15 protein-coding genes are annotated in these 15,229 nt (G+C 60.6%); 9 read left to right on the top strand and 6 right to left on the bottom strand.

The window, feature by feature from the left end:
• Nucleotides 1-216 precede the first annotated feature (216 nt).
• The 7 genes from MF410_RS24180 to MF410_RS24150 all read left to right on the top strand — a co-directional run bounded on the left by MF410_RS24180 (nucleotide 217) and on the right by MF410_RS24150 (nucleotide 7,744).
• Entirely contained in the window at nucleotides 217-1,854 is a 1,638-nt protein-coding gene (locus MF410_RS24180) for an ABC transporter substrate-binding protein (protein WP_097627810.1), read from the top strand.
• Between the two features lie 131 nt (nucleotides 1,855-1,985).
• Nucleotides 1,986-2,942: an ABC transporter permease gene (locus MF410_RS24175; RefSeq protein ID WP_097627809.1), complete on the top strand. Its 957-nt coding sequence runs from the start codon at nucleotides 1,986-1,988 to the stop codon at nucleotides 2,940-2,942.
• Between the two features lie 2 nt (nucleotides 2,943-2,944).
• Nucleotides 2,945-3,904, top strand: coding sequence for an ABC transporter permease (locus tag MF410_RS24170; RefSeq protein ID WP_054184967.1), 960 nt, complete (start codon nucleotides 2,945-2,947; stop codon nucleotides 3,902-3,904).
• On the top strand, nucleotides 3,901-4,908 hold the full coding sequence (locus MF410_RS24165) for an ABC transporter ATP-binding protein (protein WP_097627808.1): 1,008 nt from the start codon (nucleotides 3,901-3,903) through the stop codon (nucleotides 4,906-4,908). Before MF410_RS24170 ends, MF410_RS24165 begins: the two co-directional genes overlap by 4 nt.
• Nucleotides 4,908-5,900, top strand: coding sequence for an oligopeptide/dipeptide ABC transporter ATP-binding protein (locus MF410_RS24160; RefSeq protein WP_097627807.1), 993 nt, complete (start codon nucleotides 4,908-4,910; stop codon nucleotides 5,898-5,900). The genes MF410_RS24165 and MF410_RS24160 overlap by 1 nt, the downstream gene beginning before the upstream one ends.
• Nucleotides 5,897-6,958: a four-carbon acid sugar kinase family protein gene (locus tag MF410_RS24155; RefSeq protein ID WP_097627806.1), complete on the top strand. Its 1,062-nt coding sequence runs from the start codon at nucleotides 5,897-5,899 to the stop codon at nucleotides 6,956-6,958. Before MF410_RS24160 ends, MF410_RS24155 begins: the two co-directional genes overlap by 4 nt.
• 21 nt (nucleotides 6,959-6,979) lie before the next feature.
• Nucleotides 6,980-7,744, top strand: coding sequence for a FadR/GntR family transcriptional regulator (locus tag MF410_RS24150; RefSeq protein ID WP_097627805.1), 765 nt, complete (start codon nucleotides 6,980-6,982; stop codon nucleotides 7,742-7,744).
• Between the two features lie 97 nt (nucleotides 7,745-7,841).
• Here the strand turns inward: MF410_RS24150 and MF410_RS24145 are convergent, their stop codons facing one another.
• The 4 genes from MF410_RS24145 to MF410_RS24130 form a co-directional block, all read right to left on the bottom strand.
• A complete protein-coding gene (locus MF410_RS24145) occupies nucleotides 7,842-8,969 on the bottom strand; it encodes a PAS domain-containing sensor histidine kinase (RefSeq protein WP_097627804.1) in 1,128 nt (375 codons plus the stop codon).
• Between the two features lies 1 nt (nucleotide 8,970).
• Nucleotides 8,971-9,771 (bottom strand): alpha/beta hydrolase, encoded by an 801-nt coding sequence (locus MF410_RS24140; protein ID WP_097627957.1) that lies wholly within the window; start codon nucleotides 9,769-9,771, stop codon nucleotides 8,971-8,973.
• 167 nt (nucleotides 9,772-9,938) lie between these two features.
• A complete protein-coding gene (locus tag MF410_RS24135) occupies nucleotides 9,939-10,391 on the bottom strand; it encodes a YetF domain-containing protein (RefSeq protein WP_097627803.1) in 453 nt (150 codons plus the stop codon).
• A 10-nt stretch (nucleotides 10,392-10,401) separates the two neighbouring features.
• Nucleotides 10,402-11,631 (bottom strand): protein-L-isoaspartate(D-aspartate) O-methyltransferase, encoded by a 1,230-nt coding sequence (locus MF410_RS24130; protein WP_097627802.1) that lies wholly within the window; start codon nucleotides 11,629-11,631, stop codon nucleotides 10,402-10,404.
• Nucleotides 11,632-11,897: 266 nt separating this feature from the next.
• Between MF410_RS24130 and MF410_RS24125 the strand changes: the two genes are divergently transcribed.
• Together MF410_RS24125 and MF410_RS24120 are read left to right on the top strand one after the other, a co-directional pair.
• Nucleotides 11,898-12,164: a DUF2277 domain-containing protein gene (locus MF410_RS24125; protein WP_012560057.1), complete on the top strand. Its 267-nt coding sequence runs from the start codon at nucleotides 11,898-11,900 to the stop codon at nucleotides 12,162-12,164.
• 428 nt (nucleotides 12,165-12,592) lie between these two features.
• Nucleotides 12,593-12,985, top strand: a complete 393-nt coding sequence (locus MF410_RS24120; protein WP_097627956.1) for an SMI1/KNR4 family protein — start codon at nucleotides 12,593-12,595, stop codon at nucleotides 12,983-12,985.
• Between the two features lie 39 nt (nucleotides 12,986-13,024).
• Here the strand turns inward: MF410_RS24120 and MF410_RS24115 are convergent, their stop codons facing one another.
• Nucleotides 13,025-14,323, bottom strand: a complete 1,299-nt coding sequence (locus MF410_RS24115) for a mechanosensitive ion channel domain-containing protein (protein WP_097627800.1) — start codon at nucleotides 14,321-14,323, stop codon at nucleotides 13,025-13,027.
• Between the two features lie 140 nt (nucleotides 14,324-14,463).
• A complete protein-coding gene (locus MF410_RS24110; RefSeq protein ID WP_097627799.1) occupies nucleotides 14,464-14,952 on the bottom strand; it encodes a cupin in 489 nt (162 codons plus the stop codon).
• Between the last annotated feature and the right edge of the window lie 277 nt (nucleotides 14,953-15,229).

Below are 15,229 nucleotides of genomic sequence, written 5' to 3'. Positions count from 1 at the left end.
AGCACTTTTGTCAAGAAGACAAAATGCATTCATGCCGAATGCAAAAATTATCTCGCTGATATTGCAGTGATATTTTTCGAGTTAAATTTTATTGCAGCAAAAAATGCGATTTTTTGTTGACATATTTACAATAACGAGAGAACGATATGAGACGGATTGTGCTGCGCCTGGCAGGTGCAGGGAGAGCGCTGCCGAATTCACCTGGGAGGGAATGCCATGTCTTTTGATCCATCTGATAATACCAATCTATCGCGTCGCAACGCACTGAAGCTCGGTCTGGCGGCCGGCGTCGGCCTCACCGTATTCGGGATGAATGCGCGCATCGTGATGGCCGATGAAGGCCAGGTCCTGAAGGTCGCACATCCGGCCTTCGATCAGGACTGGTCGCCGCTGCGCGGCGGCGGCAGAACCTTCCGCTGGAATTCGATCTGGTGGGCGGCGCCGATGTATTTCGACAGCCAGGGCAATATAAAGCCTTACGTCTTCACCAGCTGGGAATCGGCCGACAATACGGTCTGGACCTTCAAAATCGACCCCAAGGCCGTCTTCTCCGACGGCAGCAAGATCACCGCGGCCGATGTCAAGGGATCGTGGGAAGTTGCCTCGATGCCGAACACCAAGAGCCAGCGCGCCGACCAGGTGCTGAGCAAGGTCAAGGGCTACGCTGAAATCGCCGCCGGCTCCGGCAAGGAGCTGACCGGTGTCGCAACACCTGACGAGGGAACGGTCGTCGTGACGCTGGCTGCGGCCGACCCGATCTTCTTCATGCGTCTGGCAAACCATATCGCGCCGATCACCAAGGCCTCGCAGTCGCGCGGCAGTGACGGCGAGGAGATCATCGACTGGTACAAGCCCGACAGCAAGCCGGTCTTCTCCGGCCCCTTCAAGCTGACGAGCATCGATATCGACGCCGGCAAATTGACCTTCGAGCCGAACGAGAATTTCTTCGGGCCGAAGCCGAAGCTTGCCCGTATCGAGGTCACCTCGATCGAAGACAATGTGACGGCGACATCGCTGATCAAATCCGGCGAGTTCAACGCCCATACCGAACTCGTCACCTCGACGATCATCCAGGATCTTGGCCCGGAATTCTCGGCCGGTCCGCTGATCCCGACCAGCCAGCACTTCTGGTTTAATATCTCGCGCGCACCGATGGACGATCCGAAGGTCCGCCAGGCACTGATCATGGCCGTCGACCGCGACGGCCTGTTCAAGGCGTCCTATCCGGATGGACCGCACAAGAAGGCCGACCAGATCCTCAACTCGGTCCCGGGCGCCGAAAATTCCGGCTTCGAGCCCTTTCCATACGATCCGGCAGCCGCCAAGAAACTGCTTGCCGAATCGAGCTATGGCGGGCCTGAGCGCCTGCCGAAGATCATGTTCGTCGGCGTCTCGGCGCCGGCCATTCAGGCCGCCGCCCAGTTCATCGCCGAGCAGTGGCGCCAGAACCTCGGTATCACTGCGGTCGACATGAAGCCGCAGCAGGACGCCTATGCCGGCCCCGACCAGAACTCGGTCCAGATCTTCCGCGATGACGTCGGCACCCGCGTTCCCGATGCCGTCTCCTACCTGGCGGGCTGCATTGCCTCGACCTCGTCGAACGCGCAGAACAAGCTCGGCGGATACAAGAACGACAAGGTCGACAGCGCCCTTGCCGAGGCGACGACCAAGGCCGCGGACGATCCGCAGCGCATCGCTCTCGCCCAGCAAGCCCAGAAGGCGTTCCGCGACGATTGGGCCTTCATCCCGTGGTATTCTCAGGCGATGTCGCGCTGGGCTACCAAGGAGGTCAAGGGTCTGGACAAGAACCTCGACTGGCAGATCGTCGAGCCGTGGAACATTTCGATCGGCTGAATCGGAACTATCGTTCCTGGCGATAAACGCGCGAAGGCCGCAAGGTCTTCGCGCAAATTTCAAGAAGAGATGCGATCTGTCGGGCGTCGGCCAAAGACGGGAACGCATTGAACAACAGGTGGGAGGTGGCCTTGCTGCGCTACGTGCTAACCCGTTTTGCCATCTGGATTCCATCCGTTCTGGTGGTGATGCTGGCCGTCTACGCGTTGGCCTTCTACGGCGCCGGCGACCCGATCAAGCTGATCTTCCTCCGCGCGCCGGGCGACGTCGCCTACAATCCGCAGCGCATCGAAGCCATCCGCGAAAGTGCGGGCCTCAACCGGCCCTTCATCGAGCAGTTCGGCCTCTACATCTGGAATCTGCTGCATGGTCAGTTCGGCAATTCGCTGACTTCGGGCCGCTCCGTCTGGGCAATGGTCTCGGCCGCAGCGCCAGTTTCGTTCCAGCTTGCCCTCTGTTCCGTCATCCTGACGACCGTGGTCGCCATTCCTCTCGGCATGATCGCGGCGCTGAACCAGAATTCGCGCCTCGATTACGCCATTCTGGGCTCGGCGCTTTTCCTCTGGGCGATCCCGGCCTATGTCGCAGGCCCCTTGCTGATGGTCGGCCTCATCGTGCTGCTGCCGGGTGCGAGCGTGCCCTATGGCTGGGGCGGCATTTTCGATGTGCGCATCCTGCTGCCCCTGCTGGTGCTGTCCTTCCAGCCGATCGCGCTGATCGTGCGCCAGACGCGCGCCGCCGTCATCGAGGTGCTGTCGGAGGATTTCGTCCGCACCGCCCGCGCCAAGGGCGTGCCCGAGATCGTCGTGGCGGTCCGCCACATCCTCCGGCCGGTGCTGACGCCTGTCGTGACGCAGCTCGGCCTGATCATGATCACCATCGTCAACGGCGCGATCTTCGTCGAGCTGGTCTTCGGCCTGCCGGGCCTCGGGCGCCTGACGGTGCAGGCGCTGATCAATTCCGATTATCCCGTCATTCTGGCGATCACGCTGATCGGGTCGTTCCTGGTGATGGTGTCGAACCTTTTGGTCGACGTGCTCTATCCGCTGCTCGATCCACGCGCCAATGATGCAAGAAGGAGCCGCTGACCATGTCCGCAATCCCTCTTTCCACCCCTGAAACCGTCGAGGAACAGCCGGTCAGCCTGTGGCGCGACGCCTGGTATCGGCTGAAGCGCAACAAGCTCGCCGTCTTCGGTCTCGTCATCGTGTTGATCCTCGCTTTCACGGCGATCTTCGGGCCTTACCTGACGCCCTATGACTATCTCGGCCAGGACCTCAACGCTCGCAACGCCCTGCCGTCGATGAGCCATCTCTTCGGAACCGACGATCTCGGCCGCGACGTCTTCAGCCGCGTGGTCTTTGGCACGCGGACCGCTTTCCTCGTCGCGGTCATCGTCACCTTCTTCGCGGTGCTGATCGGTCTCACGCTGGGTGCCGTAGCGGGTTTCTTCGGCAATCCCTTCGACCGCGTCATCATGTGGCTGACTGACGTGACGATGTCGGTTCCCAACCTGCTGCTCGTCGTTGTCATCAACGCCTCGCTGAAATCGCCGATCACCCGTTGGATGGAGGCGCGTTACCTCGAGACCCTCAATCCCTTCTACCGCCAGACGATCTGGGTGGATTTCATCCTCGTCTTCGGGTCGATGGCGCTGATCTCCTGGCCGCCTTACGCGCGCCTGGTGCGCGCCCAGGTGCTGTCGATCCGCAGCCGGCCCTATATCACCGCGGCCCAGGCGCTCGGCCTGTCGAATTGGGTCATCATCAAGCGTTATGTCGTGCCGAATGCGCTCGGGCCGCTGATCGTTTCGGTCAGCGCCGGTCTCGGCACGGCGATGGTGCTGGAAAGCGCCTTCAGCTTCCTCGGTGTCGGCGTCAACCCGCCGACGCCCAGCTGGGGCAATATGATCTCGGACGGCCTTCGCGTCTGGCAGCACTATCCGCATCTTCTCGCCGCTCCGGCGGCCGTGCTCGGCCTTGCCTCGGTTGCCTTCAGCTTCCTCGGCGACGGCCTCAACGACGCGCTCAATCCGCGGGGCAGCAAATGATGGACACGCAAAACAGAGAACGCCTGCTCGATGTCAGGAACCTCACCGTCGAGATCGACGGCCGCAATGGTCCGGCCGTCGTCGTCGACGGCATCGATCTCCATGTCGACAAGGGAGAGACGCTGGGTGTCGTCGGCGAATCCGGCTGCGGCAAGAGCCTCACCATGCTGAGCCTGATGCGGCTCCTGCCGAACAAGATCAAGGTCACCAATGGAACCGCGACCTTCGACGGCCGCGATCTGCAGACGATGTCGAATGGCGAGTTGCGCAAGGTGCGCGGCGGCGATATCGGCTTCGTCTTCCAAGATCCGATGACCTCGCTCAATCCCGTCATGCGCGTCGGCGACCAGATCTGCGAGCCGCTGATCTATCACTGCAAAATGAAAAAGGCTGAGGCCCGTGCCCGCGCTGTCGAGCTTCTACGCCTCGTCGGCATTCCTGGCCCAGAAGAACGGCTGCAGGCCTTTCCGCACGAACTCTCAGGCGGCATGCGCCAGCGCGTGATGATCGCCATCGGCCTTGCCTGCAATCCCAAACTGCTGATCGCCGATGAGCCGACGACGGCGCTCGACGTCACCATCCAAGCCCAGATCGTCGATCTGGTGAAGGATCTGCGCGCCAAGCTCGGCATGTCGGTCGTCTGGATCACCCACGATCTGGCATTGATTGCCGGCCTCGTCGATCGCGTTGCCGTGCTTTACGCTGGCACGGTCGTCGAGGACGCCCCCGTCGACGAGCTCTATGCCCGGCCAAGCCATCCCTATACGCGCGGCCTGCTCTCCTCGATCCCAAAACTGTCGGACCCGCCGGCAAGCCGGCTGAGCTCGATCGGCGGCACGCCGCCGGAGCCTGGCCGCCGGCCGAAGGGCTGCCCGTTTGCGCCGCGCTGCCCACTCGTCGAGGCGATCTGTCATGAGAAGGTGCCGCGGCTCGAACCCTTGAGCGGCAGTAGTAACCATCGCGCCGCCTGTTTCGTCGTCCAGAGAATGCAGGAGGCCGCGTAATGGCTGCGCAACCGCTGCTTAAGGTTGAAAACCTGGTCAAGCATTTCCACGTCAGGCTCGGCGCCTTCGGCGAACGCTCGGCAACCGTCTATGCGCTCGACAATGTCAACCTCGACATCATGGAGGGCGAGACGCTGAGCCTCGTCGGCGAATCCGGCTGCGGTAAATCGACGACCGGCTTCACCATCCTCAATCTTTACAAGGCGACCAGCGGCAGGGTCGTCTACAAGGGCCAGGATCTCGCGACGCTCGACGAGAAGCAGATGCGGCCGTTCCGCCGCGACCTGCAGATCGTCTTCCAGGATCCCTATTCGACGCTCAATCCGCGCATGACGGTGGGCGAGGCGATCGGCGAGCCGATCCTCTTCCATAAGCTTTGCACCAAGGCCGAGCTGAAGGAGAAGGTGGCGACGCTGCTGACCGATGTCGGCCTGCCCACGCGCTTTGCCCAGCGTTATCCGCACGAGCTTTCCGGCGGCCAGCGCCAGCGCGTCGTCATTGCCCGGGCGCTGGCCTGCCAGCCGAAATTCATCGTCTGCGACGAGGCGATCTCGGCGCTCGACGTATCGATCCAGGCGCAGATTATCAACCTGCTGCTCGATCTGCAGGAGAAGTACGGGCTGACCTATCTGTTCATCGCCCATGACCTTGCGGTGGTGCGCCATATCAGCACCCGCGTCGGCGTCATGTATCTCGGCCGGCTTGCCGAACTTGCGACCCGCGAGGAGCTCTTCGACAATCCACTGCACCCCTATACCAGGGCGCTGCTATCGGCCGTGCCGGAGACCGATCCCGAGCATGAACGTACCCGCCAGCGCCAGATTCTGCAGGGCGACGTGCCGAGCCCGCTCAACCCGCCGTCAGGCTGCCGTTTCCACACGCGCTGCCCGATCGCGATGGAGGTCTGCAGCAAGGTCATCCCTGTCTGGAAGGAAGCCAAGCCCGGCCATCTCGTCGCCTGTCACGCCGTCAATACGGAGCAGATTGCATGACGCTCAAGGCCGCGATCATTGCCGACGATCTGACGGGCGCGCTCGATACCGGCACGCCCTTTATCGCCGCCGGCCTTTCGGTGGCGGTCGCCGTCGATGTCGCGGCGGCCCGGGATGCGATTGCCACCGGCTGCGACGTCGTGGTCATCAACACCGCCTCTCGCGCCCTTGACGAGCGCGAGGCGGCCGAAAGGATCCGACTGGCTGTGGAGATGCTTGGCGGCGCGAAGCCCGGCATCGTCATGAAGAAGATCGATTCCCGGCTGAAGGGCAATGTCGCGGCGGAAAGCCTGACGCTGGCAGCTGCGCTCGGCCTGAAGAACATTCTTGTGGCGCCTGCCATTCCCGATCAGGAGCGCCTGACCTACCGCGGCTGCGTCGTTGGCCGCGGTGTCGACAGGCCGCTGCCGATTGCCGATCTGTTCGCGGGGGCTGACAATATTGTCGTTGCCGATGCCGAAGACGATACCGATCTCGATCAGATCGTCGAGGGTCATGTCTGGCTGACGACGCTTGGCGTCGGTGCGCGCGGCCTCGGTGCGGCGTTCGCCCGCCGGCTCGGCGAAATGGGGCGGCGGCCGGCGACGGAATTTACGGCGAGCCCGCGCACGCTGTTTGCCTTCGGCTCGCGCGATCCGATCACCTCAGCCCAGATGAACCGGCTCGAAGCCTCGGGCGCCTTACGCATGGTGGTGGATGCGCCGAAGGGGCAGATCGAATGCGGGGAGGGCCTGGCGCTGCCGGTGCTGCTGCGCTGCAGCGGCGAGATGGCGGCCGATGCGACGCTTGTCGCCGGTGACTTTGCCGCAGGCGTCAAAAGGGTGATCGACGATACCAGACCCGATATGCTGATGGTCGGCGGCGGTGATACGGCGCTGGCGGTTTTCCGTGCATTGGGGGTGCGGGTGCTTACGCCGAAGGGCGAGATCGAGGCCGGCATTCCCTGGTTCGATGTCACGGCCGCCGACGGCCGGTCTTTTCGGTGCGCCGTCAAGTCGGGGGGCTTCGGTAAGCCGGATAGTTTGTTAAAACTGGTTCTTCGGAATCAGGCGGCATAAGATACCGCCGGGGAGAATGACGTGGTTGAAGTGAATGGCGAATCGTTGAACGCGGAAGCCGGCCCGCCGGGCAAGCCCGAACGCGGCAAGGCCGTCAAGCTGGTCGACCGCGTCTTCGACCAACTGCTCGAGCGTATCCGCGGCGGGAACTATCCGCCGGATTCACGCTTGCCGGGTGAGCATGAACTTGCCTCGATCCTGGGTGTTTCCAGGCCGATCGTGCGCGATGCGCTGGCCCGCTTGCGCGATCAGGGCATGGTCTATGCCCGGCAGGGCGCCGGCACCTTCGTCAGCGCCCATGGCTCGCCGACAACGCAGCTCGCCTATTCGCCGGTCAAGACCATCGCCGACATTCAGCGCTGCTACGAATTCCGCCTGACCATCGAGCCGGCCGCCGCCTATTTCGCCGCCAAGCGCCGCAATGAGCAGGCGATCCAGAAGATCGCCAGCGCCCTTGCCGATCTGCGCGAGGCGACCAGCCACCAGCTCCACCGCACCGATGCCGATTTCATCTTCCACCGCGCGGTGACGGAGGCAGCCAACAATCACTATTACACCGCTTCGATCGATGCGCTGAAGGCCCATATCGCCGTCGGCATGCATCTCCACGGCCTTTCCCTCCTTGGCCCCCGCCAGGGGCTGGAACAGGTCTATGAAGAGCATAACGCCATCTACAAGGCGATCGCCGATGGGCGGGCCGACGACGCGCAAAGGCTGATGAAGGCCCATCTCGAAGGCTCCCGCGACCGTCTGTTCGAAGGCAGGGCGCTCGACCTGTCCTTCTGAACGCGCCCGGAGAGCGAAGCGCTTATCGTGGTCGGATCGGAGTATGATACCGATGACAGTCACTTCGCGACGATGCTTTCCGCTCCTGCCTTGAAGCTCACGTAGGGACTTCAAGGGTGAACACCGTCCGCGTGTCGTCGGATACCACCCGCAGCCGACCGCCATGCGCCTTGGCAATTTCGCTGGCGATATAGAGGCCAAGCCCGAGCCCTTGCTTGCCGCCATCCGCGACCCTGGTGAATGGCAGGAATAACCGCTCAACGGCATCGGCCTGTATCGGTTCTCCGGTGTTAGCGACCGAGAGCTCGAACCCCGCCGCCGTCGAACGGGCGGTGATTGTTATCGGGCCGTCCGGGGATCCGTGTGCGACGGCGTTGGCAAGGAGGTTCGACGTGAGCTGTGCGAGTTTCGGACCGTCGCACATGATCGGCAGTGAGAGTTCGACGTCCGCTTCGATCCTTCTGCCGGGACGGGCTCCGGAAATCTCGTTGACGACCTGATGCAGGACAGCAGACAAATCGGTCTCGCTCAGCCTTACCGGAATCCCGCCGCCAAGTCGCCCGCGGGCAAAATCCATGATGTCGTCAATGAGACCGCTCATCCTTTTGACCGTCGCCGCCACGAGCGACACGATCCTTTCCTGCTGTTCATTGAGGGGTGATCTGGCGATCGCGCGCATGCCGCCGTCGATCGCGGCGAGCGGGTTTCTGAGGTCGTGACCGAGGACGGCGATGAACTGCTCGCGAAGCGCCGCCGTCTCCCGTTCGTCGAGAAGCGTCCCCTCGACCGTTGCAAGGGCTTCGCGTGCCTGTTTGCCCGCCTTTCGCAGGTTCTGCTCGTAGGTCAGCCGGTTCGATGCCCGTATGATGGTCAGCCTGAGGAACAGGGGTTGCCCTGCAGCATCGCGTTGCTCGAAGCCATTCATCAGAACCGGAATCTTGCCCCCGTCGGAGTGTCGCATCTCAAGCATGATTTCTTCGAACTCGCCCTGCATCCTGAGCATGGGCGCGAGATGGGTCTCGAGATAGATGCTGCCGCCGACGCTCAGCAGGTCGGACAGGCGTTTGCCTGCCAAATCCTGCGCCGAGCGGCCGAGCCAGCTGGCAAGCCGACTGTTCGCTCGAAGGACGACGCCGCCAGGCGAGACGACGAGATTGCCCGCCATTGTATTTTCGAAGAGGTTCTCGAAGTCGTCCTGAAGGTTTTTCGGCGCGGCTTGATCCATCTTATGCGGCCTTGCCGAGGAAGTTTTCGATGGCGGAGATAGTCTCCTTGGGTGCGCTCAGATTGGGGCAGTGTCCGGTCGCCTTCATGATTACCAGGCTGCTGTTTGCAAGATGCCTGTGCACGTACTCGCCGACCTCGACAGGGGCAATCACGTCGCTCGAACATTGAAGGATCAGTGTCGGGATGTCGAAGCCCTGCAAGAGATCCCTGCAGTCTGACAGAAAGGTCGTCCGGGCGAAATGGCGCGCGATCTCTGGATCCGTCCTGCAGAAGCTCTCCGTCAGTTCCTCGGCGAGCGCTGGCCTGTCCGGATTGCCCATGATGGCCGGCGCCATCGCGCCGGACCATCCCAAGTGGTTGGAATCCAGGAACTCCATCAGCTCCTCGATCTGACCCTGTGAGAAGCCGCCGACATAGCCGTCGCTGTCGATATAGCACGGGGAAGGGCCGACCATGACCAGCGACTTGAAGAGATCAGGACGCTTCCTGGCCGCAATCAGTCCGACCATCGCACTGACCGAATGGCCGACAAAGACAACCTTCTTCAGCGATAGGGCATCAATGATCTCCACCGCGTCGTCCGCATAGCCATCGAGGGTGGCGTACTTCTCGAAGGAATAGGCCTTCAGGTCGGACTTGCCGGCACCGACATTGTCGAACAGGACGACGCGGTATTTGTCCTCGAAGGCCGGAGCCACGAGCCGCCACATGTTGCTGTCGCAGCCAAACCCGTGCGCGAAGACCATTGCTTCGTCGCCCGTGCCGCTGACGATTACGTTGTTTCTGTCGATGATGTCCATGAACATAACATAAACCAACGGCCCCAAAAAGATAGCTTGATATAACGCCGCAGAGCAAGCTTCGCTCAAGTTGTTCGGAACGATTTGGATGGATCAAGCGAGGTGAATGACAATCAAGGTACTGATAGTGGGGGACATCTAGGATAGGCCGAGATTTCCTCTTCTTGTCAGCCGGATTTCTGTTTCTTGATGATGCTGATGTTGCCGCTCACCTCGAGGATGGCAAATTTTATCTCCGCCACGCTTTCGATGCCCTCCTGGCTTCGAGCCGCTTGCATGACATCTTCCTTCTGCAGGCGGGCTCCTTTGAGCGCGCGTTCGTCGTAGACGCCATCCGTTACCAGAACGGTCGGAACCCCATCGATGATATGAGCTGCGCGCGGCCACCACCTCTTCACGTAGGAGAGGCCGATGTCTGTGGTAAACAGCGTCAGGATCAAGATAACGGCGTTGGTGATGGAGAAGTCGTCGCCCAGCATTGCCTGCTGCGTGGTTTCGGAGATAACGAGAACGATGACCAGGTCGAACGGCGTCATCTGGGCCAATGTCCGCCGTCCCGACAAGCGGATGATCACGAGCAGCGTGAAATAAATTGCCAGTCCGCGGAATACTGCATCCACCGTGCCGCCCTCAAGGAAAGATGAAAGTGGATTGGGTCCGGACCTCTTCGCCCAGGCCGATGGTGGCGCGGCGAGCGCCGGGTTGTTGTGTTTGCAGACGGAACACGATCTGTGTCGGCTCTGCCGGGTCGGCGGCGAACACGTAACCTATCCGGCCATCACGCGCGAAGGTCGCCTTCTGGGGCGGGTCGATGCCCTGAACCGAGAAGGTTCGAAGAAAGGCGGCATCGATCGTGAAGACCCTGTCTTCGGATGAGGCTAGGAAATTCACCGTCATATCCTCGGGAGCATTCCACCGGGAGATGACGGGAAAGTCCACGGACCCATCTGATAACATCAATGTTTGCCGCGAAAACGGGCCGCCTCTTCCAAGTAAACCGAGCAAGCAGATCGCCAGAAGAAGCGTGAACATGATCCAGGAAAGACGTTGAAGGGCCCAGAACCGTTGCTGGAATTCGGTATGATCGAGCACGCCTTCAGGCAGCGCCGGCAACCTGTATGTTGTTTCCATGCCCGCTCCCTGTACTCTTGGCTGAGAACCTGGGCCGGCCGCAAAAGTTCCCGGCGATGGCACCGTCGCCGTGTACATCGGATGTGCCGCAGTCCAGGCGTCTTCACCGATCAGGGGAACGAAGACCACCCCGCCGAGATCGTCTTCCTCGAACGCCGCGGGCCCGGTGCGCGTGACGCGTTTCAGGCGCTGCTCTTGACCGCGGCCGACCGGGATGATGAGCCGCCCTCCGAGGTTCAACTGTTCCTTCAAGGCGGACGGCACCTCGGGTGCTGCCGCAGAAACGACAATGGCGTCGAATGGGGCGGCGTCCGGCCAGCCCTTGCTGCCGTCACCCACGCGGACCTCAATATTGTGGTATCCGAGCGTCTCGAACCGGTCCCTGGCCTGAAGCGCCAGCCTTTCATGGCGCTCGATGGAATAGACCTGCCTTACGATCCGGCTCATCAGGGCTGAAGCGTAACCCGAGCCCGTGCCGACCTCGAGCGCCTTGTCGCCGGCTTTCAGACCGGCCTTTTCGAGCATCAGAGCCACAATGAACGGCTGCGAAATCGTCTGGCCGTCGCCGATCGACAGCGGCGCATCCTCATAGGCAAAATCCTCGAAGCCTGGAGCGACAAATTTTTCGCGGGGCACCGTGCGCATCGCCTCGATGACGCTTCGATCATCAATGCCACGTCGCGTCAGTTGGTGCTCCACCATGTGATCTCGGATGCGCGTCATATCCATGGATCAGTCTACCGTCGCCGTTAGCACCTTGGCTTCCGGGCCGGGCAGGATGGAAACAACGGGAGAGCCCGTGATTGCGATGCGTTGCTCGGTCCATTTGGGGAACTTAGTGTGAAGAGCAAAGTTCGACAGGCATATGCGAACCTGGAGGCATCAAATCAGTAGTCGCGGCTACACGGTACGTTGGTAAATCACGCTCCCGCGACTACTTTATGTGCGGTCATCCCTCCTCTCGGTGGAAGAGAGGAGAAGAACGGGAGCAGCTCATGTGCCGAAATATCAAACCACTGTTCAATTTCGATCCGCCAGCGACGGACGATGAGATCCATGACGCCGCGCTTCAGTTCGTGCGAAAGTTGAGCGGAACCACCAAGCCGTCGAAACGCAATGAGGCGGCGTTCGAGCAGGCGGTCATGTCGATCGCCAAGTGCGCTCACGAGCTGCTGAGTTCGCTTGAGACCTCCCAACCTCCTCGTGATCGAGAGGAAGTTGCCGCAAAGGCGCGGGCGAGAACGGCGATCCGCTTCGCGTAAGACAACTCTTCGGCTTACCTTGCCCCATGATCCGAGCAGATGCGCGCTGCTTGCGCTTCGACGTCTTTCGGATCCAAGGTCGCCGTACCGCCCTGGCGATAGATGTCCGTCGAAACGGTTTTCAGGCATCGATCGAAACCAGTCCGGCGAAGCAGAATGGCACCCGCAACGGTGCCGGCCGACAACAAGGCCACAATGGCCGGTAAAATAGGATTTCGCATCGGCGCCGTTCCTAAGATCTCGCTGGCACCCGGAAAGTGCCGACAGAATCCGGCGACATGTGGCCGACGTCAGCGTGCCGTCAAGACGCTTCGGCGACTTGCCCATCACTTCACGCTATCCCAGTGCGATAGTCGAGGCGGGTTGCCAAGCGCCTTGGATCGCTTACCTGATAGCGATGGATGTGCGGGTTCGATGGAGTAGGCTCCTTGTTCGAAAAATTGCGGCATGGATTTCAACCGCCCGGAGCCAGCTTGGCTGAAATAGAAGAATGCGAAACCGAACTCGGGATCATATTGCCTGACGACTATAAGGCATTCCTGCGTGTCTCAAATGGGTTCAATGACGAGATAGGTCGGGGCTACCTGGTTGTTTGGAGCATCCAGGAGCTTGCATTGGCTGCCGGGTACGACATGTTTGAGCTCCAGGAGCGTCGCTTTCTGATCGGTTCGAACGGCGGGCCAGCTGCCTATGGCATCATAGATGGAAACTACATCTCGATCCCGTTTGTGTTCGCCGGCCCATGGGAGGATGAGGTGAGAGTGCTCGGGGGCGGCTTCGAGGAGTTCATCATGGCGATCGAAAATGGAGAGGGTTGGTAACGGCCGCCCGTTTTGTGTTTGAACGAGAGCCTGATCTGCTTAGTCCTCGCGCGATTGCTTGATCTCGACAGGCGTCTTCATGATGATCTCCCGATGCGGGAACGGGATGGAGATGCCGGCTTGCTTGAACGCGTCCCAAAGCGCCATCAGCACCTGACCCCTGACATTCGTCAGGCCATTTGCGGGATCGGAGATCCAGAAGCGGAGCCGGAAGTCCAGCGACGAAGCACCAAAGCAGATGAGCCAGCATACCGGCGGCTTGTATTGATTGGCGACGCGGTCCAGCGTCGAGGCGGTTGCGATTGCGATGCTGACGACCTCATGCGGGTCGCTGTCATAAGCCGTGCCGAAGTCGACGTCGATCCTGACGTAGTCGCTGGAGAACGACCAGTTGACCACCTGTTGGGAGATAAAGTCCTCGTTGGGGATGAGGTATTCTTTACCGTCACGCGTGATGACCGAGACGAACCGCGAACGCAGATCGCGGATCGAACCGAAGGTATCGCCGAGCGTGATCGTGTCGCCCGGCTTGATGGATTTGTCGAGGAGGATGATGATGCCGGAGATGAAGTTCGATACGACCTTCTGAAGGCCGAAGCCTATGCCTACGCCAAGGGCACCGGAAAAAACGGTCAATGCGGTGAGGTCGATGCCGGTGGCTGATAAGGCGATTGCGCCGGCGATTATGATCAAGCCGATTTTTATGAATTTGCTGATTAGAACCTTGATCGATGGCGAAAGGTCGCCCGACCTCTGCACCCAATGGGAAAGGACATTGCCGACGAGAACCGCGACCCAGATGAGCGTGACGGCCAGGACGACGGCTTTGAGCACAAGAAGCAGTGAAAGGCGCACCGCGCCCAGATTGACAGCCAGCCCATCGAGCGCGGAGAGCACGGGATCGTCAAGCCGAAGTGCGTACAACGCGACGTAGCTCCAGCTGAAGATTGCGACGATACGCGACAATGTGGGATTGCGGATGATCTTGGTCAGGACGGAGATGATGAACCACGCCGCCGTCAGCGTCAGGGCGGTCGAGACCAGCCACCGTCGCGACGGCCAGGTCGTTTGTGTGAGAGCGACGTTTGCAAGCCATAGCCATACGGCCAGAAAGAGCCACTTCAAGCGGCGCATGAAAGCGATTATGACGCGCAACAGGTCCGGATTACCTTTGATGCGCCTCGCTTTCGATTCCAATGCAGGCTCGGTGCGCGATGCCAGAAAAGACGCAGCGAGGTAACCGACGGCGATGATCCCGAATTGGTAAAACGTCCATTCGCTCAACACGAACGTTCTGAGCCACTGTTCGACCGCGTCGATTGTCTGCCTGACGTCCATGGTCCTGGCCTTTAGCAAGCTTCAAGGCAGATAAGGCGTCGACACGAGTTTTGTTCAATTCACCCAAGGATGGCCGGTGCTCCCCGGCGAGGCCATTGATCGGGTCTACGACCGCGACATCGGTCGGGTTCCGCGAATGACTACCGCCATGTCTCGGTTAGAAATCCCGACGGGCCTTGAACGGGATCGCTGTGGGGTAGGGGAACGGACGAGATTTTCGCCAGCATTTCGCTTGAAGCAGCCGAAGTCTGGATGTCGGCATGCTGTCCCTTGGGATAGGCGCCGACGACCTGGAAGTCCGCTGTGCAACCGAGATTTTGGTGCCCCGTCCCGGCTGGAAGCACCAAACAGTCTCCCGCAGCGACCTTGAGTGCCTGACCGCCGGGACCGCCGATCAGCAGGGTAGCGCCACCAATTGCAATCCCAAGCACCTCATGGGCGCCGGAATGGTAATGCTGATAATTGAAGACGCCGTTTGTCCAGATGCCTGTCCAACCATTGGCTACGAAGCGATTTTCGAAATCAGCTGGTCCACCGTAGCCAAAAAGGCCTCGATAAATCAACACCGGAAGACGCGGATTGTTCGGAACCCAGTCGCTCGGCTCGAAAATTATCGTCTCGGCGTGCATGTTGAATACCTAAGATTGCCATTGATTGCCACGGAGCGTTCAGCTGTTCTTGCAGGTTTCGACGCATTCTCATTGAACGCATCTGTGCTGCCGCCTCAAAAAGCTAAACCGGGATGTTCGCCAAGGGTTCCTTGATAGGCTGTAGCTTCGGGAAGGATGGCTACCTCTCAGTGAAAGGTAATCTCGCCGAGACATCCGACGCGGACTATCTATGCAATAGAGCGACAAGCGACATCGGTATGTCGACCGCGAAAAAATCCATTGCCGTACCGATAAT

Origin of the sequence: Rhizobium sp. C104, assembly GCF_022354505.1 — a bacterium.
GTDB classification, from domain to species: Bacteria; Pseudomonadota; Alphaproteobacteria; order Rhizobiales; family Rhizobiaceae; genus Rhizobium; species Rhizobium redzepovicii.
The sequence above is the reverse complement of the archived record's forward strand: the minus strand, read 5'-3'. Positions and strand labels throughout refer to the sequence as shown.